This window comes from Pseudoalteromonas sp. BMB, from assembly GCF_001709235.1.
In the GTDB taxonomy this organism is placed as follows: Bacteria; Pseudomonadota; Gammaproteobacteria; order Enterobacterales; family Alteromonadaceae; genus Pseudoalteromonas; species Pseudoalteromonas maricaloris.
In genome coordinates this window covers 292243-311885 of sequence record NZ_MBQA01000067.1, presented here as the reverse complement: position 1 = coordinate 311885, position 19643 = coordinate 292243, and the positions used below count along the sequence as shown (strand labels likewise).

Annotated in this window: 17 protein-coding genes; 13 read left to right on the top strand and 4 right to left on the bottom strand. The window is 42.8% G+C overall.

The window, feature by feature from the left end; all coding sequences use genetic code 11:
* Nucleotides 1–3: 3 nt before the first annotated feature.
* The 4 genes from BB427_RS06345 to BB427_RS06330 all read left to right on the top strand — a co-directional run bounded on the left by BB427_RS06345 (nucleotide 4) and on the right by BB427_RS06330 (nucleotide 3508).
* The gene (locus tag BB427_RS06345) at nucleotides 4–903 is read left to right on the top strand and encodes a LysR family transcriptional regulator (RefSeq protein WP_069019360.1); all 900 of its coding nucleotides are present in this window, start codon (nucleotides 4–6) and stop codon (nucleotides 901–903) included.
* A gap of 83 nt (nucleotides 904–986) precedes the next feature.
* Nucleotides 987–1679 carry a pirin family protein gene (locus BB427_RS06340; protein WP_069019357.1) on the top strand — a complete coding sequence of 231 codons (693 nt, stop codon included), beginning with the start codon at nucleotides 987–989 and terminating at the stop codon, nucleotides 1677–1679.
* Between the two features lie 31 nt (nucleotides 1680–1710).
* Nucleotides 1711–2448 (top strand): sulfite exporter TauE/SafE family protein, encoded by a 738-nt coding sequence (locus BB427_RS06335; RefSeq protein WP_045990041.1) that lies wholly within the window; start codon nucleotides 1711–1713, stop codon nucleotides 2446–2448.
* A 37-nt stretch (nucleotides 2449–2485) separates the two neighbouring features.
* Nucleotides 2486–3508, top strand: coding sequence for a fibrinogen-like YCDxxxxGGGW domain-containing protein (locus tag BB427_RS06330; protein ID WP_069019335.1), 1023 nt, complete (start codon nucleotides 2486–2488; stop codon nucleotides 3506–3508).
* A gap of 193 nt (nucleotides 3509–3701) precedes the next feature.
* Here BB427_RS06330 and BB427_RS06325 read toward each other — a convergent pair whose 3' ends face one another.
* Complete coding sequence (locus BB427_RS06325; RefSeq protein WP_045990043.1) at nucleotides 3702–4136, bottom strand: hemerythrin domain-containing protein; 435 nt, start codon at nucleotides 4134–4136, stop codon at nucleotides 3702–3704.
* Between the two features lie 15 nt (nucleotides 4137–4151).
* Nucleotides 4152–4679, bottom strand: a complete 528-nt coding sequence (locus tag BB427_RS06320; RefSeq protein WP_045990044.1) for a hypothetical protein — start codon at nucleotides 4677–4679, stop codon at nucleotides 4152–4154.
* Nucleotides 4680–5216: 537 nt separating this feature from the next.
* On the opposite strand from BB427_RS06320, the gene BB427_RS06315 reads away from it, so the two are divergent.
* From BB427_RS06315 to BB427_RS06280, 8 genes are all read left to right on the top strand, one after another.
* A complete protein-coding gene (locus tag BB427_RS06315) occupies nucleotides 5217–7400 on the top strand; it encodes a M4 family metallopeptidase (RefSeq protein ID WP_069019329.1) in 2184 nt (727 codons plus the stop codon).
* Nucleotides 7401–7537: 137 nt separating this feature from the next.
* Nucleotides 7538–9367, top strand: coding sequence for a M28 family metallopeptidase (locus BB427_RS06310; RefSeq protein ID WP_069019324.1), 1830 nt, complete (start codon nucleotides 7538–7540; stop codon nucleotides 9365–9367).
* A gap of 140 nt (nucleotides 9368–9507) precedes the next feature.
* Nucleotides 9508–11229, top strand: coding sequence for a sensor histidine kinase (locus BB427_RS06305; protein WP_069019322.1), 1722 nt, complete (start codon nucleotides 9508–9510; stop codon nucleotides 11227–11229).
* A complete protein-coding gene (locus BB427_RS06300) occupies nucleotides 11222–12580 on the top strand; it encodes a sigma-54-dependent transcriptional regulator (protein ID WP_069019320.1) in 1359 nt (452 codons plus the stop codon). The genes BB427_RS06305 and BB427_RS06300 overlap by 8 nt, the downstream gene beginning before the upstream one ends.
* 161 nt (nucleotides 12581–12741) lie before the next feature.
* Nucleotides 12742–13692, top strand: a complete 951-nt coding sequence (locus tag BB427_RS06295; RefSeq protein ID WP_069019319.1) for a porin — start codon at nucleotides 12742–12744, stop codon at nucleotides 13690–13692.
* Between the two features lie 12 nt (nucleotides 13693–13704).
* Nucleotides 13705–15153: an SLC13 family permease gene (locus tag BB427_RS06290; protein WP_069019318.1), complete on the top strand. Its 1449-nt coding sequence runs from the start codon at nucleotides 13705–13707 to the stop codon at nucleotides 15151–15153.
* Between the two features lie 144 nt (nucleotides 15154–15297).
* Nucleotides 15298–16701 (top strand): coniferyl aldehyde dehydrogenase, encoded by a 1404-nt coding sequence (locus BB427_RS06285; RefSeq protein WP_069019317.1) that lies wholly within the window; start codon nucleotides 15298–15300, stop codon nucleotides 16699–16701.
* A gap of 204 nt (nucleotides 16702–16905) precedes the next feature.
* Nucleotides 16906–17280 (top strand): glyoxalase/bleomycin resistance/dioxygenase family protein, encoded by a 375-nt coding sequence (locus tag BB427_RS06280; protein ID WP_069019316.1) that lies wholly within the window; start codon nucleotides 16906–16908, stop codon nucleotides 17278–17280.
* A 178-nt stretch (nucleotides 17281–17458) separates the two neighbouring features.
* Here BB427_RS06280 and BB427_RS06275 read toward each other — a convergent pair whose 3' ends face one another.
* Together BB427_RS06275 and BB427_RS06270 are read right to left on the bottom strand one after the other, a co-directional pair.
* On the bottom strand, nucleotides 17459–17626 hold the full coding sequence (locus BB427_RS06275; RefSeq protein ID WP_069019315.1) for a DUF2986 domain-containing protein: 168 nt from the start codon (nucleotides 17624–17626) through the stop codon (nucleotides 17459–17461).
* A 362-nt stretch (nucleotides 17627–17988) separates the two neighbouring features.
* The gene (locus BB427_RS06270; protein ID WP_045989895.1) at nucleotides 17989–18714 is read right to left on the bottom strand and encodes a tetratricopeptide repeat protein; all 726 of its coding nucleotides are present in this window, start codon (nucleotides 18712–18714) and stop codon (nucleotides 17989–17991) included.
* A 140-nt stretch (nucleotides 18715–18854) separates the two neighbouring features.
* On the opposite strand from BB427_RS06270, the gene BB427_RS06265 reads away from it, so the two are divergent.
* Nucleotides 18855–19640, top strand: coding sequence for a DUF6279 family lipoprotein (locus tag BB427_RS06265; protein WP_069019314.1), 786 nt, complete (start codon nucleotides 18855–18857; stop codon nucleotides 19638–19640).
* The last annotated feature ends 3 nt before the right edge of the window (nucleotides 19641–19643 follow it).

Here is a 19643-nt window from a genome sequence, read left to right as displayed (position 1 = left end):
AGTATGTTGAGAGTAACACTAGAGCAGTGGCGAATGTTTAGAGCCGTTGTTGAATATGGTGGTTTTAATCAAGCTGCCAAAGAAGTACATAAAAGCCAGTCAAGTATCCACACTGCGGTCCATAAAATTGAGGAAGGACTTGGTGTTAAGCTTTTTAGAGTCGAAGGGCGAAGAACCCTGTTAACCGAAGCGGGTGAAATGATGCTGCGCCGTGCCAATTATCTCTTGGAAGAAGCGGCGAAAGTGGAAGCGGTAGGGCAGACGCTGGGCGAGGGAGTTGAGAGTCAACTGCGCATAGCGGTCGATGAAATTTTCCCACAGCAGGTACTCTACAAGGTACTAGAAAATACATCTGCGCAATACCCTCTATTGCGTGTCGAGTTGGTTGAGTCAGTATTGACTGGTGCATCTGAACTTTTGCAAAATACCGACGTAGATATCGCCATTTCTCCGGTTACTTTACAAGACGGGTTCAGTGAAGAGTTGTGCCAAATCGAGTTTGTTGCAGTGGCAAATCCCAATCACGCATTACATCAATTTGGTCGCGCGCTTACATTCGAAGACTTAAAATCCCATCGCCAAATCGTAGTGAGAGACTCTGCAATCTCACGTAAAAAAGATGAAGGTTGGTTGGGGGCGCATCAACGTTGGACAGTGAGCCATATGACAACCTCGATAGATATGATAGCGCAAGGCTTAGGATTTGCTTGGTTACCTATTCCGGCTATCAAAACGCAACTAAACTCTGGCATCTTGAAACCATTACCACTATCACAACATAGTCAGCGTAAGGCGCAGCTTCATCTTATTTTTAAAGATGGTGACAGGCTTGGGCCCGCCGCGCGCGCTTTTATTGGTGAGTTAAGATATCAGTGCATGCAGCTAGAAGATTCTATTGAATAGAATGATTGATGTTAAATTATCAAATTTTATTCGTTTCAAACAGGCAATAGACTAGGGCCATCAACATGCGTTTGGAGCGAAACATGCGATATATTCGAAAAGCACAAGATAGAGGTAAAGCAGATTTTGGCTGGTTGCAAAGCCAACATAGTTTCTCATTTGGTCGATATTATGACCCCGCCCACATGGGATTTAGTAATCTTAGGGTGATCAATGATGACACAGTACTTGGTGGTCATGGCTTTGATACTCATGGTCACCGAGATATGGAAATTATTTCCTATGTCATTGACGGTGAATTAGCACACCAAGATAGTATGGGTAATCAGTTTACTGTGGCGGCAGGTGAAGTTCAGAGAATGAGCGCAGGCAGTGGCATTCTTCATTCAGAATATAATGCTTCAAAGACAGCGCCTGCACATTTTTTACAAATTTGGATAGAGCCAAAGCTTAAAGGCATAACGCCGAGTTATGAACAAATTCAAATTAAACAAAGTAGTGCACTTACGCCCATCGTTACGCCTACAGGCGCACAGGGTACTCTGAGTATCAATGCAGAAGCTGAAATACACCGCTTGCAGCTACATCAAGGTCAACAGATTGAGCTGAATGCGCACGCGCAAAAAGCCTATTTGCACATTGTTAGCGGCGAAGTGACGCTTGATGGTGAGGCATTTCAGCAAGGAGATGGTATCGGCCTAATTGCTGGTGACAACATGCAGGTTACGGCAGTAACAGATGTTGAAGCGCTGTGGTTTTTATTACTTAAGTATTAAATTCAGCGCCTAAAATTAAAGGAATTGACGAATGACAGAACCAATACAACTTGCAGTAATTGCCCTTGTCGTTCTGCTAAGTGGTATTTCAAAGTCTGGCTTTGCAGGCGCGTTAGGGGCGTTTTCTGTTCCAATTTTGATGATGGTGTTGAACCCAAGGGATGCCATTGCGTTGATGCTTCCGCTACTTATCGTCGCGGATGTTTTTAGCCTGAAGAGCTATTGGCGCTTATGGAATGTGTCGGAATTAAAGCGGTTATTGCCAGGCACACTCGTCGGGATAGCCTTAGCAACGCTTTTTCTTCAAGGCGTCAGTGAGTTTTGGCTGACGGTTGTGATTGCAGCGATGAGCATAATATTTGCGCTTAAAAGCTTACTGATTAAAAATACACCTGAAAGTGTTGGGCACTTAAGGTTACTGGCCGCTAGCACCTCTACCGCAGCTGGTATCTCCACGACCTTAATTCATGCAGGCGGCCCACCACTCATGGTGTATTTTAACGTTCGAAAATTGGAGCCAACGGCTTATATCGCGACGGTTGCGGTACTATTTGCGCTAATGAATGTGATTAAGTTGGCGACCTTCTCTGCAACTGGGTTGTTACAGTGGCAACATGTGCTGCTTGCTATTTGTTTTACACCTTTAGCGTTGCTAGGTAATAGACTCGGTGTGCACCTTGCGAAACGCTTACCTAAAAAGCAATTTTTGCTGGTGATGAATGGACTACTGCTAATTTTAGGAATTAGTCTTATATGTAAGCTACTTTGAGAGTACAATTTGCCTCACGAACTATAAGGATAATGTGATGAAAAAAAAGATATCTTTGTTTTTATGTGCCTCATTTTTAAGTCAATACACTGAAGCACAAATAGCAAATGGTGGAAATTACCAATTGATTATAGATTATCAATTAGATGGTCAGCTTACCACTCGTACTGTTCAAGATGTTACATTTATTGGTTCTACTAATCATTTTGTCTCGACCGGTAATAGCGAGAGTTTCATTTCAGGTGAAACTGATAGAACCGATACGATAATCGAGTTCAATAAAACAGACACTACGGATCTCTTAAAAAGCGTGTATGTAGGTCAAAAAGAAATGCAAGGTGGTTATTCTGGCACTTGGTACGATACAAATGGAAATAAGGGGGACTGGACGTTAAATCCACTCGACACTCTTCAACATAGTAATTGTAAAGACATTTTAGATTCAGGCGAGAACTCTGGAAGTGGTGTCTACACAATTACGGGCTCTGAGGGCAGCTTGCTGAATATTTATTGTGATATGGATACCGATGGAGGTGGGTGGACTTTAGTTGGCACTTACCCAAAAAATGTACAGGGAGGAGTGAAACACGTTGAAAACTATGGTAATGAGCCTGAGCATAACCCGTATGCACCATCTAAACGTTGGCTATACAAAGGAAACCTGAATATTTTTACTGATGTAAGAGAGCAAGTTTCATGTTCCACAGGGTTATGTAGCGACGGAAAATATGCTTATGCAACTAACTTAACTGCAGCAGAATTAGAACTCGTTAGGTATTCATGGGGTTATCTTGATCGAGTGACCTATATGCCTAGCAGAAATGACATTCCAACTTGTTATAAGTCTTTAAGTACATCTGATGCAGCGATTATTGGCTGTGTACACCCCTCATATTCCAAAGAGAATAATTTAGGTACGATAGGGTGGCAGCATGATATTTACGCGCCACATTGTTGGGTGGCAAGAGGTAACTACAACCCGACATCTTTAGGTTCAGCTCGATGCTTTTCAAATGGTGATCCAAATGGGTCTAAGTACGCTTTACTTTGGATGAGGTAACTATTTTATTTGAATGATAAGTATCTGATACTGGGTCGGTGTTGTTTCATGTTGTTTACCCACATGGGAAGAAGAAATGAGCCAAGATTTTTGGTGGTTTACTCAGCTGCGCACAAATCAATGGCTCTTTTCCTTTCGCATATAATCTTCCCATCTATCTGGCACTCTGCGTCTGATAAACGGGAATAGTTTTTTACAACTGTTCTTCCATCTCTTTTTGATACTCATCTGCAAGTTGCGACTTTTCACTTTTATCAAGTACCTTACCCGCTCGCTGGAAAAACGCTTGCTCTTCGTCAGCCAAGTGATGCTCAACTTTGTCTTTGAGTTTTTTCAATTTAGTTAGCCAACTAGGATCGGAAAACTCCGTATTATCCAGTGCCTCAATTAACTCATCAATCTCATGATGCTCGGCGATACCGTGGCGAGAGTCTTCGATCGTCATATCGCTTTCCATTAACGGGGCGTAAAAGTACCTTTCTTCTGCGATGGCATGCGCCTCTAGCGCGTCCTTCAACTCTTTATAGTACTTTTCGCGGACCTTTGAATCACCAGACGTTTCTGCCAACATATTCAATAGGGCGCGTTGATGATCATGATCTTGCTTTATTGCATTAAAAATTTCCATGTAGATTACCTCTTTCTAGCTTAAAACGTCTGCTCTGGTGCTGTTTTTAAAAAACGACATGAGTTTGCTTCGATGCGCCTCATTATTCGTTTTAATGATAAGCAGCCACTTGCCCTCTGCGATTTTATTCATCACCGCCTGATTAAACGCATCTTTGTCTGGACGCAAAGAAATAAGGCCTGAAGCAAATAGCCCTAAAAATAAGCCGGGGCTTAATAAAGCGATAAACGTTAAATAAGGATTAGCTTGTGTGAAAGCCGGTCCATAACTTACCAATAGCCCAGCGATGAGAAAGCCTAATATCACCCCCATGCTGCCAAGGTACAAATGCCAATTAAGCATGTTTTTGGCAAGACGACTTTCGCTTTTAGGCTCAAGTTTTTTGTCGGCATCTTTGTCATACGGATTAACCAGTTCTAGATGCTCATGTTGAACAAGGTGACTGTTTAACAAATCATTTTGCAATTTTTCTGCGGCTGCTTTCCCTGTTAGAACGGCCCCAACTCTATGATCTGCGTAGGATAATATTTCAAAAGTATCCATTACTCCTCCTAATTTCGTTGCAGCTTGTAATTATTCAAACTGCAAGTGTTATACCGAGAGAGTAAGATTTCTAATATATTGAATTTTATTAATAATTTTAGACTCTAGATGTTGTGGGGTTGAACAAATGAAGCACAAACAAGAAAGAATTACCGAGTAGTTACTACATGTTTTGATACAACATAATGATTGTAAAGTTAGTTTAGGGAAGAAATTGGCATATTTACTCATATCGTATCAAAAAATTTACAAAGATGTGTTTTGTTACTTAATTCAAGGTATTAAGCCTGGGTCTATTTTTTAAACAAATGCATGAAAGCATTGCATAAATATTTAAAGTAAATTAAATATTATTAAAATGTTAACTTTGGGGTTTATTTATTTGATTTGCTGCCTAGTCTAATAAGGCGTGGCAAGTGCTAATAGGCTTGCCATGTCTTCTGCAGTTGAAGGAGAAAACAGTCACATTTCATCCAATGCTTCTTGTGAGGCAATGATGAAAAGGACAATAAAACAACAATACTAGGAGTGTAATTCGTGAAATTATCTACAGTAACTATGGCTACGGCGTGTGCGATTGCGTTTACTTCGCTCAGTGCTCAAGCTGCAACAAAACAATACCTAAACCAGCAAGCCGACATTAATACTATGCTTAAATCAGCTTCTCAAACTGTGTTGAGTACACAGCCAGAAGTGCTGATTGGCTTAGAAAATGCGAGCCTACTAAAGGAGCTTAAAAGCTTCAATAGTAAAAAAGGTGAAGTAACTAAGCGTTTTCAACAAATGTACCAAGGATTACCAGTGATTGGGGATTCGGTCATTTTAACGTTTGACGATGCCGGTGCGCTTAAAAAAGCTCACGGTGCGGCGGTTTATAACATCGCGGCTGACATCGGTTCGGTAAAACCCAAGCTCAATGCCAAAATGGCATTGAGTCAGTTTGAAAAACAGTCGCTTAGTGTAGACAAAAAGCTTAAAAAACATAACGAGAAATCTCGCCTTGCGATCTGGCTTGATGGTAATTCAACGGCACGTTTAGTGTATGAAGTCACTTTTGTTACTTATGGTGATGAGCCTAAGCGTCCATATTTGATCATTGATGCAAACACAGGCGAAGTGTTAGAAAGCTTCAACAACTTGCAGCATGCAAATGCGACAGGTCCTGGTGGTAACCAAAAGACCGGTCGTTACCAGTATGGTACTGATTATGGTCATCTAGACGTAGCGCAGTCGGGCAATACTTGTACCATGACGAATGCGAACGTTAAGACAATTAACTTAAATCACGGTAGTAGCGGTTCGACTGCACATAGCTTTACATGCCCAGAAAATACCGTTAAAGAAATTAACGGTGCATACTCACCGCTGAACGACGCACATTATTTTGGTAATGTTGTGTTTAACATGTATAACGATTGGCTTGGTGCAGCACCTTTGTCTTTCCAATTGCAAATGCGTGTTCACTACAGCAGCAATTATGAAAATGCGTTTTGGGATGGCAGCGCGATGACATTCGGTGATGGTGCGAATACATTCTATCCGTTGGTAAGTCTTGATGTATCTGCTCACGAAGTAAGTCATGGTTTCACTGAGCAAAACTCAGGTCTGGTATACCGTTATAAGTCAGGTGGCTTGAACGAAGCGTTTTCTGATATGGCAGGTGAAGCCGCCGAATTCTTTATGAAAGGCAGCAATGACTGGTTAGTTGGCCAAGACATCTTCAAAGGCAGTGGCGCATTGCGTTATATGAATGATCCAACGCAAGACGGTCGCTCAATCGATCATCAGTCTAACTATACGTCTAGCATGGACGTTCACCACACTTCAGGGGTGTTCAACAAAGCCTTCTACAATCTGGCCACTACGGCAGGTTGGGATACGAAAAAAGCCTTTATCGTAATGGCAAAAGCTAACCAAATGTATTGGACCGCGAATACTGACTGGGACTTAGCTGGTAATGGCGTGATGGATGCGGCATGTGACCTAGGTTATGAACCAGGTGATGTACAAGCTGCGTTAGCAGCGGTTGGCGTTAACTCTAACTTAAGCACAGGTAGTAGCTGTGACACTAACCCACCACCTCCTCCTGGTGGCGATGAAGAGTTAACTAACGGTCAGCCTCGTACTGGGATCAGTGGCGCGGCAAAAGAGCAAATGTTTTTTACCCTTGATGTGCCAGCTGATGCGACTAGCCTAAACTTCACCACTTCTGGTGGTAGCGGTGATGCGGACCTTTATGTCAAGTATGGCTCTCGTCCGACACTAAACACTTATGACTGCAATAGCACAACGTCTACAAGCAACGAAAGCTGCGATATTAGTAACATTCAAGCTGGTAAGTACTACGTGATGGTCGAAGCGTGGAATCAGATTTCGGGCGTAACTTTGACTGGTACATACAGCTCAACAGGTGGAACTCAACCAATTGACCGCACTGAGTCAAATGTCAGTGTTGCATCTGGCAGCTGGACACGTTTCACGCAAGATCTAAATGCTAGCTACAGCAGCCTTGAAGTGAGCATTTCAGGTGGTTCAGGTGATGCGGATCTATATGTAAACTTTGGTTCTCAATCAACAACGTCGAGCTATCAGTGTCGCCCTTATAAAAACGGTAACAACGAGACTTGTACGATTGCAAATCCACAACAAGGTACTTGGTATATTGATTTACGTGGCTATAGCGCAGCAAGCGGTGTAACACTGAATATCAAAGCGAACTAAGTAACAGTTTATAGGGAGCGCAAGCTCCCTTCTTATTAGGCCCCAAAAAAATCATAAATTTACCTCATTTGAATAATCCTTTTATTTTGCTCAGCGCTTAAATCATGTTGTTATTCAAATGGGTTGAGGATACAACAATGAAATTAACTACACCTATGCTACTGAGCATTGCCTGTTTGAGTAGCTTTTCTGAAGCGTCTGAAGAGGTTTGGGTGACGATGGATGCGAAGTCTAGTCAGCATTTCCAAGTCCATAATTCTATTCGCGGTACTCATTTCGAGCAGCTTTCTTTACCAAACAGCGAAGTCAAAGCGTTAAAAGTACCTGCAAACTTACACTCACACCTGAGTGCATTTATGCACGACGAATATCACCGCTGTGGTGGTTTTGTCGCCCATGACTCCTTAGAGCAGGCGCAAAATTATCTTGCACAGTTAGAAAGCATAAACCCAAGTGCAACGCTAGTTAACTACAGCATTGATAACCCCACACGGGTTAACAGCTTAATCTCAAAAGTCAGTACGGTGAACTTAGACAGCAGTGTCAACTCGCTAACCAGTTTTTATAACCGCTATTACACCTCACAAACAGGTATTGATGCCGCTGCATGGGTCAAGCAAACATGGAGCGACATTGCAGCAAGTCGCTCAGATATTAGTGTTGAATATTTTAGCCATTCTTGGGCTCAGCCTTCAGTGATTGTCACCATCCCAGGTAGTGAACTGAGCGATGAAATCGTTATTATCGGCGGACACCTTGATTCAATTAACCAATCTAACTCGAGTGGACTTGCGCCGGGTGCGGATGATAATGCCTCTGGCATAGCTGTGCTTACCGAAGCGCTAAGCGCTATTGTTGAAGATGGTTATCAGCCTCAGCGGACAATCCAAATCATGGGCTTTGCGGCAGAAGAAGTTGGGCTTCGAGGTTCTAAAGCTATCGCGCAGTCGTACAGCTCTCAGGGAAAAAACGTAGTCGGTATGACACAATTTGATATGACTGGCCGCAATGGCAGTAGTGCGGATATTGTGATGATGACAGACTATACAAACAGCGCACAGAATCAGTTCTTAGGCCAATTAATTGAAACTTATTTACCAAACCTAAGCTATGCCTATGACCAATGCGGTTATGGTTGTTCTGACCATGCATCTTGGTATCAGCAAGGGTTCCCGGCTTCTATGCCATTTGAATCAAGAATGTCTGAGATCAACAGAAAAATTCATACCACCAACGATACTGAATTTGATTCAACACATGCACAAAAATTTGCAAAACTCGCGCTGGCGTTTGTTGCTGAGCTTGGTAAAAATGCGGGTGATACACCTCCGCCACAGCCAAACAATGAGCTTGAAAATGGCGTGGCTAAAACGGGTATTTCTGGTGCATCTAAAAGCCAACAGTTTTTCACCATGGAAGTCCCACAAGGTGCAACTAATTTAAGTTTTACCACCTCAGGTGGCACTGGTGACGCCGATCTCTACGTTCGCTATGGCTCCAAACCTACTTTGGATACTCATGACTGCAAGAGCACTAACTCGTCTAGTAACGAGCAATGCAATATTTCCGCTGTGCAAACTGGCACGTATTACGTGATGGTAGAGGCATGGAACGCGATTTCGGGGGTTAGTTTGGTAGGACAATACGATACCTCAAGTGGCAATACGCCTATTGACGAAACTATCAATAATATTTCTGTCGCCAGCGGACAGTGGCAGTATTTTAGTCAAGCACTAACCACGGGATACCAAACCCTGACAATTACGACGTCGGGAGGCACGGGAGATGCGGATCTTTATGTTAATTTTGGCACGCAACCAAATACCAGCACCTACCAATGTCGGCCATACAAAAATGGCAATAATGAGGTATGTACAATCTCCAATCCTCAGGCTGGCACTTGGCATATCGGCCTGCAAGGTTACCAAGCAGCAAGCAATGTAACGCTAAATATTAGCGCGAATTAATACGCGTTTAAAATCAAGACCGGAGATAAAACCTTGTTTATCTCCGGTCTTAGCGCTTAGTGATACATTGATTTAAAGAGATTTGATTTAATTGATATTCTGCTTCTGATAGACTCAATGAGTTCAATTAGGAGTTGCGTGTGTCACATAAGTTCTCAGTTAAGATATTAATTTATCTTTTATTATTATTTTGTGGGCTGTGGGCAAGCTACTTGTTCAATGTGGCACAGGATGAGGAAAATGTCCTTGGTCAGACTAAAACCAATCTAGAAAAGCTCAATAGTTATATCCAGGCTGAATTTACTCGTTATCAAGCTATCCAAACGCAATTGAGCTTAAGCAATTTGGTGCAATCAGGCTTACAGCAAGCAACCGCTATAAACTCCAATGAACTGGACAGATATCTACAGGACATTCAAATATCCAGTGGTGCGTCAGACGTTTACCTGCTAGACCTCAGTGGAACTGTGATTGCAAGTAGCAACTGGTATTTGCCGCATAGCTATAAAGGCAGTAACTTTGCCTTTCGCCCCTATTTTTACGAAACAATCAAGGGCAATGAGCATGTCTCTTTTGCGCTCGGTTTACGTTCCAAAACCCGTGGCTTCTATTTTGCTAAATCTGTCTACAAAGATGGATCGCTCGTGGGCGTGGTGGTGATGAAGGTTAACGCCAGTAAATTTGAATCAGATAAAGCCCAGCTTGATACGGGAACTGATAGCCATTTCTTAATTGTGGATGACAATCATATTGTACTGGCATCTGATGTTGAGCAGTGGCGGTTAGCCTCGTTAGGGGAATTGTCCCCAACAAAGCGCAAAGAAATTGAATCCTCAAGGCAGTTTGAAAACGAATCTCTATTCCCTATTGATTGGCGCCTGCTTTCACCAACCAGAGTGAAAACTTCATCTCATGGTAGCGACGCGCTGATGCAAAAGAGGCCGCTTAACAAGCAATACACACTTTATTTGCTACATGAAGTTGCGCCTATCAAAGCGGCACAGTGGCCGCGGCTTGGGGTAACCGCACTGGTATTGATTTTACTCTTTGTTGTTGTCGAGTACACGTTGAGTAAACTGACAGGATACAGACAACTGCTTTTCAGTCAGCGGAGTTTAGAGGCTGAGGTTGCCAGCCGCAAGCAAGCGCTCGAGCAGGCGCAAGATGCACTTATTCGCGCTGCCAAGTTGGCAACCATAGGGCAGCTCAGTGCCAGTATTAACCATGAAATCAATCAACCACTTAGTGCCATGAGTGCGTATGTTGCCAGCGCCAAACGGTTGGCTCAAAAGGGAGAAGTGAGCAAAGTAGTCGAAAACATGGTCCTGATCCAATCTTTGATCACTCGAGTGCATAAAATCGTGGCTCAGCTAAAGTCATTTAGTCAGCATCATGATAACAAGATGCTGGTGGCCAACCTTAAACACTCAGTAGATAACGCCTTAGTTATAGTTGGGCCTGAACTCAAACGCTACGGTGTAGCAATCCAAAGTGAGGGACTTGCGTGCAATATCTGGGTCGATCCATTTAAGTTTGAGCAAGTACTGGTGAATATTATTAGCAATGCGTGCCAAGCCATTGTTGAGCAAGATAATAAATGTATTTATATTCGCGCCGTGGAGCATGAAGGCAAGATCCAGCTGTCGATTATTGACTCGGGCGAAGGGATAAAACAGCACGCTTTATCTAACATATTTGAACCGTTTTACACCACTAAGTCAGGTAATGGCTTGGGCTTAGGGTTATCCATTTCAAAGCAGATCATTGAATCGTTTCATGGCAAACTCAGTGCCCATAATCATCCGCAAGGTGGTGCCGAGTTTTTAATTAGTTTACACACAAAGAATCCTCAACATGACTGAAGAGAAAACACTATTAATCATTGATGATGAACAAAGTATACGAGATGCACTAAAGCAACTATTTGAAATAGAAGGGTACTCTGTGCAGTGTTTCTCCAGTGCAACGCCTGCATTAAAAAAGCTTTCTCGTCAGTTTAGCGGTGTTGTGCTTTGCGATATCAATATGCCCGAGGTCAATGGCATTCAATTTTTAGAGCAGGTAATGCAGTTTGATTCTGAGTTACCTGTGGTATTTCTAACCGGCTTTGCGGATGTTGAAGTGGCGGTAAAAGCTATCCAAAAAGGGGCTTACGACTTTTTTGAAAAGCCAGTGTCAGAGCCGCTACTTGACTGCATAGAAAGGGCGCTTGATAAACGCCGGTTGGTGATGGAAAACCGAGAGCTAAAAGCGCAAGTTAAGAAAAAGTCTGCGCCGGGCGTGCGGATCTTAGGTGAGACAAAACAAATGCAGCAAATGCTGCATTTGCTTGATGCTGTGATTGATACCCCAGCTGACGTATTGATTGAAGGTGAAACCGGTACAGGAAAGGAATTGGTGGCACGATACTTACACGACCATAGCGAGCGATCTAACCATAACTTCGTCGCTATCAATTGCGGTGCAATTCCTGAAGAGCTGATTGAAAGTGAATTATTTGGTGCCAAAAGTGGTGCATTTACGGGTGCTAAAGAGTCTCGCGAGGGAAAATTTTCTTTTGCCCAAGGTGGTACGGTTTTTTTGGATGAAATCGAAGCCATGTCTGCGGCTTTACAAGTGAAGCTGCTGCGCGTTTTAGAAGAAAGAAGTGTGACGCCTGTTGGCAGCAACACTGCGATAGCGCTGGACATTAGAGTGGTTGCGGCGACCAAAGTGGATTTACAAACCTTAGTCGCACAAGGTAAATTCCGTTCGGATTTATTTTATCGACTTAACCTCGTCAAAGTGATGATCCCATCACTTCGTTCCAGAAAAGCTGATATTCCGCTGCTATATAAACACTTTAGCTCCATTGCTGCAACTCGCTTCCATAAACCTATGCAGCCAATTAGCCCTGAATTAGAGGCACAGCTACTGGCGCAAGATTGGCCTGGGAACGTGCGAGAGCTGAGAAACCACGCCGAGCGCCATATTTTACTCGGTGGTGCGATGACTGCGAGTAACAACATGCAAAGCAATTTGTCTGATGAAACGTTGAGTTTGGCTGAGAAAGTGAGCTACTACGAGCAATCGTTAATTGAAGAAGCGTTGGCACAAAGCCAAGGTAGTATAAAAGATGCGATGAATTTATTAAAAGTGCCGAGAAAAACCTTGTACGACAAGATGAGCAAGTATGGTTTAAATCGCACTATGTTCACCAATGATGATGGGTGAATTTAGTGACACATTATAGATTTAAGTGTGTGGAAATCCGCACATTTTAGCTGGTGTTAATCTTAGATTTTTATTTATCCATCTGATTTATATTAAAAAATAAACTCTGGTCTCAGAATTGCGTTGTCTTAAGCGACAATAATCAAAAAATGAGACAAGTTATGACAGCAAGTAAATCTTTAGCGGCGTTGGCAGTTGCCAGTGCAACGTTATCGGCCTCTGCGTTAGCCGCAGACTACAGCATTTATGGTAAAGCAGAAGTTCAAATTGCCAACACAGACAAAGGTGTGATGCGTTATACCAAAGAGGGCACACAAATTGACGCACCATTTTCAAGAATTGGTGTAAAAGGCACTCACGGCTTATCAAGCGATCTAAAACTCGTCTACAAATATGAAGTACAAGTTAAAGGTTTTGAACACGACGATACCACCGAGCCATTTTCAGCAAGAAACACCTATGTTGGCCTTGAAGGTAAATTTGGTACGGTTTTAGTGGGCAGAAACGACACGCGTTTTAAATTCAGTGAAGGTAAAATCGATCAATTTAACGAAACCCAAAGTGATATTGCCCAAGTGCTAGCAGGCCAAGACAGAGTTGGTGATTCAATTACCTATTCTTCACCTAAATGGAACGACTTTTCTTTTTCTCTGACCTACACACCTAAAGACGACGCGAGCAACGACGAAACTGGGTTTGCAGCTACCGCAATTTATGGTGACCGAGCATTAAAAAATAAAGATTACTATGTTGCTCTGAGTCATACCGACAGTATTGGTAATTTGGTTGCTACGCGTATCGCGTTGGCTTACAAGTGGCAAAAGCTACAACTTGGTGCCATCATCCAAGACAGTGAAAATCTAGCGAAAGACAAATCAGGTAATGGCTATGTGCTAAGCGCAAGTTACCAACTCGATGATAATTGGCGTCCGAAGCTACAGTTTGCCAAAGACTCAAGCGGATTACGCCACAGTGAAGATGCGACTCAGTGGACGCTAGGTACAGACTATATTTTTGATAAACAAACTAACTTGTATGTGATGGCAACGCAGCTTGACCTTGAAACACAAGACGATACTAGCATCGCTGTTGGCTTAAAATATAAGTTTTAAAGGTTCAAGATAATGACAGAAGAGAATAAAAAAACGATAAAAACGCAGTTGTTTCTGTGGCTTGGTCCCTTGGTAATGTTACTGATCTGTTTGGTTGAACCTCCATCGGGCATGTCGGTTGAGGCTTGGAGAACCGCAGGCTTAGCGTTTTGGCTAGCTTCTTGGTGGATAACCGAAGCTGTGCCTATTCCGGCGGCTTCGTTATTACCCTTGGTTATTTCGCCTCTAGTCGGGATTGCATCTATTAAAGCAGTCGCTGCACCGTTTGCGCATCCTTTGATTTATCTATTTCTGGGTGGATTTTTGCTCTCAATCGCCATGGAAAGGTGGGGGCTGCATAAACGCATCGCGCTGAATACCATGTTGTTCGCAGGCACTAAACCGAGTATACAGATCTTAGCGATGATGGGCGTGACAGCATTTTTATCTATGTGGATGTCAAACACGGCAACGGCGGTCATGATGTTACCGATTGCACTTTCGGTTATTCACTTGGTAAAAGAGCAGGGTGGAGATAGCCAAAGCTTTGCTAAAGCGCTATTACTTTCTATCGCTTATGGAGCCAGTATTGGCGGTATTGCAACTTTAATTGGTACGCCACCAAATGCGTTAATGGCTGCTTACTTATCCGACAGTTATCAAATTGAGATTGGTTTTGCCACTTGGATGATGATTGGTGTGCCTTTGTCTTTGGTGATGCTGGCATTTGCTTGGTTCTGGTTGACCAAAGTGACTTACAAGGTCGATAAAGAAGAAATTAATGTTGATACTAAGTCGTTATTTACTTCCCAATTAAAAGCACTCGGTGAAATGTCTCGTGCGGAGAAAGGGGTTTTTGCGGTATTTATTTTAGCGGCAGTATGCTGGATCTTTAGACCGCTAATTGGCGATGTTACGGGTCTTAAATTGTCAGATACTGGCATTGCAATTGCCGCTGCACTGTTACTATTTGTTCTTCCAGCGAAGTCGGGAAGTGACGAACGTATTTTAGATTGGGAAAGCGCAGCTAAGGTGCCTTGGGGTATTTTGCTATTATTTGGCGGTGGTTTATCACTAGCGGCGCAGATCAAATCTTCAGGACTTGCCGATTACATCGCTAACTTACTTGCGGGCGCGGATGCCATGGGCTTAGTGCTTGGAGTACTAGTTGTTGCTGCGCTTATTACGTTCTTAACGGAAATTACCAGCAATACCGCAACGGCCGCAGGCTTTTTACCTTTACTTGGTCCTGTCGCTGAATCAATCACGGGTTCTCCTTTAGCTTGGGTTATTCCTGCTGCAATCGCGGCCAGTTGCGCCTTTATGATGCCTGTTGCAACACCACCAAATGCCATCGTATTTGGCTCGGGTGAGATCAAAATTAAAGACATGATCCGAGCAGGGTTTGTTTTGAATATAGTCGCGATAGGGTTAATTACAATTGTAACCTTGACTTTGGCAAGGAGCATACTAGGGTTTTAAAGTTGCCATTCTCCACAGGCTGTGTCCATCGAAAGGCAACTCGGTCATACGCAGCCTGCCTCTATAGTAATACCTAGTTTTTTGAAGATAGACCCGTTGTTTTTTCCTTGCTATATTCAAATTAGACATTAGCAGGACCTGATAATGATTGAAGATAATACCAGCACCCTAATAGCCACATTTACTCAGTTAAAAAGTCGCTTTAACCAAGATCCTTACCCCGCGCTTGAAAAGCGTTTACGTCTATTAACTGAAATAAAATCACGTATGTTGCAGCGGCAAGATCAATTAGTCGAGGCGGCAGATCAGGATTTTGGTACTCGGAGTCGATTCGATACCGTGATTGCAGACATCATGCCTTGCATCAATTCGATTGATTATATCGCGAAGCACCTGCGCAAATGGAGCAAAGTGCAGCATCGTTCACCCGGTGCACAGTGGCTACCATCTAAGGCAAAAATTGAGATTGTGCCAAAAGGAGTCGTGGGCGTGATAGCCCCATGGAATTATCCTATTCAGCTAGCGATTGTTCCCGTGATTACAGCCCTCGCTGCTGGAAACAAAGTCATGCTCAAGTTGAGCGAGTTCACTCCCAAGGTGAATGCGGTGATAAGAGCCATTTTTAAAGGATTGGACAATGAAGTGTGCGTAGTTGAAGGCGGACCTGATATTGCCGCGACTTTTACTGAGCAGCCATTTGATCACTTGCTATTTACAGGTTCAACAGCAGTTGGCAAAAAGGTGATGGCGGCTGCGGCTAAAAATCTCACGCCGGTCACCTTAGAGTTAGGGGGGAAATCACCTGTTATAGTACTGGATGACGCTGATATCAGCGGCGCAGCGATGAGTGTGTTAATGGGTAAGCTCTCTAATTCAGGTCAAATCTGTGTTGCACCAGATTATGTGTTAGTGCACGAAGAAAAATACGACGCATTTATTGCTGAGCTGAAACAGCACTACGAAAAAACATATAAAATAAAAGTAGGTGTAAAAAACCAAACTTCAATTATTAACGACAGACAATTTCAGCGCTTAAACGACATTATTATTGATGCCAAAAATAAAGGCGCGAATGTGTGGCAAGCTGAGCCAGCACGCGACAATCGTCAGCTCCCTCTGCATATCATTACCCATGTCAACAAAAGCATGAGGGTGATGCAAGAGGAGTTATTCGGAACGATTTTGCCCATCCTAAAAATAGCCAACTTAAATGATGCGATTAGCTATATTAGGGAGGACACCACACCGCTTGCGAGTTATTTGTTTACACAGTCTCAAGTTTCCATGAATAAAGTGTCAAAGGAGCTCGCAACGGGGACTTTAGCGATCAATGAAACCATAGTGCACGTGGTTGTTGAGTCTTTACCCTTTGGTGGCCTAGGTCACTCTGGTATGGGTCAATATCATGGCGAAGAGGGCTTTTATACCTTTAGCCATAAAAAGCCCATTCTCCAATCCAATAATACTAAATGGCGTAATAAGATGCTGCTTAGCCATTCGAAGCTGCTTACAAAGCCTTTAGAGTGGCTCTTTTTGAGGAAAAAGTAGCGTTAATGTGTTGAGCAAAGCGCCATTACATATAGAGATCCAATATACTTAAAGATAAGACTTAGCTTGAAATATCAGTGGTTATTTTTATGGGACTTCACTATATCAACAGATAAAAAGCTGATGCTAGAGAGAGTGCTGGCTCAGCCCAATATTCAGGCTAACACGATACAGGATTACAGTTTCAGTCAGGAAGGAGTTCACATGAATACTAAGGTTAAGTTCACAGCTGGTCGTAATATCGCCATGAAGCTGCCGCCTCATCAGTACGACGCAACACTTCAGTTTTACAGAGATGTCATCGGCCTAAAAGAAATAACAGAGCATGCTCCATCAGTTGGTTTTGAGTTTGGCTCCAATAATCTCTGGCTCGACAGCGTACCTGGTATCAGCCAAGCCGAAACATGGCTCGAGATTGTTACCAATGATATTGCGGCAGCGTCAGAGCACCTCAAAGCTGCTGGCGTCGTACGCTGCGATGAAATCGAACCGTTACCTGAAGGATTTCAGGCATTCTGGGTGTCAAGCCCTGCATCGATTATCCACCTTGTTTGCAAAGACTCAGAGTCATGGGAGTAGTAACACCTAACACGTGTGAATTTTCACTGTTCAAACCAGCAAATCAATTTTAATTTGAGAGCAGAGATCCTCATCTAACGTTGGAAGATTAATTGAGGTAGGCAACAATGCAGAATCATAGTTAAAAAGTGATTGAAATTAAAGCAGTTAATGACGAGGCGACACAAAACTCGGGCAATTAATGTTCATTGTTTTCGCTATTTAACTCCTCACTGTTTTGCTGTGCTGCGATTTTTTCACGCTCTGCTTTTGAGATGTAGCGCGGTTTGTTGCTTTTGTGGAGTTTAGCATTAGCACGCTTGTCTTTTTTCTTTAAGGTTTCGTAAATTTTCTTTTTGCGATTCATTTTCACAGCTCATTATGGATGAAGTGCTAGTTTACCTTAGTGTTAGCGGGTTCAACAATGTAAAAAGATTGCCGCAGTTAATACCAATTAGTCTTAATACTTGCTCAATTTGAAGGAGCAAATCTGACGCTAACGGCGTTAAAAATTTCTCATTTAGAACAACTAAATAGCAAAATTTTAGCCTGGTTATCGACAAAATTTTCTCGCTTCAAAATAGATCACTTAATTAAGCGAATTGGTATAACAATGAGCATGACTGTTACCTAGGTGTGATGATACTGACCCAATCTTAATAAGGAAAAATAATAAAGGCCTCGCTGGAGACCTCTATTGTTTAACACTTTTCTTAATCTAAGCTTAGATTATTTAGTACGTGTTTCTGCTACGTATTTACCGGCTTGAATTCGCTCGTAAATACTATTAGCGAGTTCTTTTGCTTGTTCGATTTGTGAAGGAGAAAGCTGTTTCTCGTCGAGCACTCGGCTCTTTGTCGCTTCAGCATAACCATTAAACTCCGCTAACGTATTCCATACGTACGAGCGTTCAATACTTTTCTCGACTCCTAAGCCCTGAAAATACATGAGTGCTAAATTAAACATGGCTAAGGTGTAGTTGTTTGCGGCGGCTTTTTCATACCAGTTAAGTGCGTGGCGGTAACTTTGTGGTACACCGTCACCGTTTGCATACATCAGCGCTACGTTAAATTGCGCAGCTGGCATGTTTTTGTTTGCCGCTCTGGTCATTAGCTCAACATATTTAGAGCGGTCCTTTTTAACGCCGCGACCTTCGTCATACATGACTGCTAGCGCAAACATTGCGTCGGCTTCACCAAGTTTAACGGCTTGTTGAAATAACTCTGCCGCTTTACGTGGATTTTTGACGACACCGTAGCCGCCTTCATACATTACACCGAGTTGATAAATGCCCGGGGCGTAGTTCATTTCAGCTAAATAATTGAATTCTTGTAGTGCTTCTTCGAACCTGCCAGCATTGAGTGCATCTATGCCTTCTTCCAATCCAGCTGTTGCCAAAGGTGCTTGGCTTAATAGTGCAATGGCGATACATGCTTTTGAAATCCTGCCTAACATCATAGACCTCCTTAAGGTAGCTATGCTAACTATGTTGTTAGTTATTCTAATGCCAGAAACACAGATTTACAAAATACAAATCTAAAATGGCAGATACTGCGTTAATATAAGGTAATAAAAACAAAAATTGAGGCAATGGGATGAAGAGATTAATAGCACTGGCGCTATGTTTACTATGTTTGGCTGGATGTAGTCAAAGATTGGCCTATAACAACTTAGGATGGTTAGCGAGTTATTATATTTCCGATTATGTTGAGCTGACGGATGAGCAAGAGGAAAAGCTGGAGGCTGATGTAGAATCTTTGGTTGCGTGGCATCGACAGTCAGAGCTACCAAAATACAAATCTCATATCCAATCATTGTTGAAGCACTGGCAAACCATGACCGAGAGTGACATGGTGCATATGGTGTATACCACAAGAAACTATTGGTATTCCGTCGTAGAAGCCGTATATCCTAAGTTAGAAACACACCTAAATTCGCTTAACCGTGAACAGCGAGAAATGCTGATAGCCAACATAGAAAAAGAAATGTTGGATGATGACTGGGAGGAAGGAGACCAATTTAACCGATATGAGCGTTGGCTTGGTGATTTGAGTGATAAACAAAAGGAGCTTATTAACGAATATTATGAGCAAGGCGAGTTTGCGCGTCAGGTTTGGCGTGCACATGAACAAAGGCGATTTAGCCAGTTTAAACAAGCCATGTTACTGAGCGGCACTGAGCAAGTTTCACCTGAGCTGTTGCAACAAGCAATAGTTACTACACCCACAGCGCTGCCTGAGCGCATCCTAGATATTCAAGCAAGACGAATAAAAGAGTATGCAAGTCTCGCTGTTAAACTTAAAGACACCATGAGCGAAAAACAAAAGAAAAACTTTAAAGAAGAGCTCGAAGAGTTACTTGAGCTCTTGGAATCCTTGTAAAGG

Bases quoted from the DNA above. Each gene is read 5' to 3' on its own strand.
- BB427_RS06320 (WP_045990044.1), bottom strand. From the start codon at position 4,679: ATGGATACTTTTGAAATATTATCCTACGCAGATCATAGAGTTGGGGCC.
- BB427_RS06265 (WP_069019314.1), top strand. From the start codon at position 18,855: ATGAAGAGATTAATAGCACTGGCGCTATGTTTACTATGTTTGGCTGGA.
- BB427_RS06330 (WP_069019335.1), top strand. From the start codon at position 2,486: ATGAAAAAAAAGATATCTTTGTTTTTATGTGCCTCATTTTTAAGTCAA.
- BB427_RS06335 (WP_045990041.1), top strand. From the start codon at position 1,711: ATGACAGAACCAATACAACTTGCAGTAATTGCCCTTGTCGTTCTGCTA.
- BB427_RS06295 (WP_069019319.1), top strand. From the start codon at position 12,742: ATGACAGCAAGTAAATCTTTAGCGGCGTTGGCAGTTGCCAGTGCAACG.
- BB427_RS06270 (WP_045989895.1), bottom strand. From the start codon at position 18,714: ATGTTAGGCAGGATTTCAAAAGCATGTATCGCCATTGCACTATTAAGC.
- BB427_RS06290 (WP_069019318.1), top strand. From the start codon at position 13,705: ATGACAGAAGAGAATAAAAAAACGATAAAAACGCAGTTGTTTCTGTGG.
- BB427_RS06300 (WP_069019320.1), top strand. From the start codon at position 11,222: ATGACTGAAGAGAAAACACTATTAATCATTGATGATGAACAAAGTATA.
- BB427_RS06345 (WP_069019360.1), top strand. From the start codon at position 4: ATGTTGAGAGTAACACTAGAGCAGTGGCGAATGTTTAGAGCCGTTGTT.
- BB427_RS06340 (WP_069019357.1), top strand. From the start codon at position 987: ATGCGATATATTCGAAAAGCACAAGATAGAGGTAAAGCAGATTTTGGC.
- BB427_RS06275 (WP_069019315.1), bottom strand. From the start codon at position 17,626: ATGAATCGCAAAAAGAAAATTTACGAAACCTTAAAGAAAAAAGACAAG.
- BB427_RS06285 (WP_069019317.1), top strand. From the start codon at position 15,298: ATGATTGAAGATAATACCAGCACCCTAATAGCCACATTTACTCAGTTA.
- BB427_RS06310 (WP_069019324.1), top strand. From the start codon at position 7,538: ATGAAATTAACTACACCTATGCTACTGAGCATTGCCTGTTTGAGTAGC.
- BB427_RS06325 (WP_045990043.1), bottom strand. From the start codon at position 4,136: ATGGAAATTTTTAATGCAATAAAGCAAGATCATGATCATCAACGCGCC.
- BB427_RS06280 (WP_069019316.1), top strand. From the start codon at position 16,906: ATGAATACTAAGGTTAAGTTCACAGCTGGTCGTAATATCGCCATGAAG.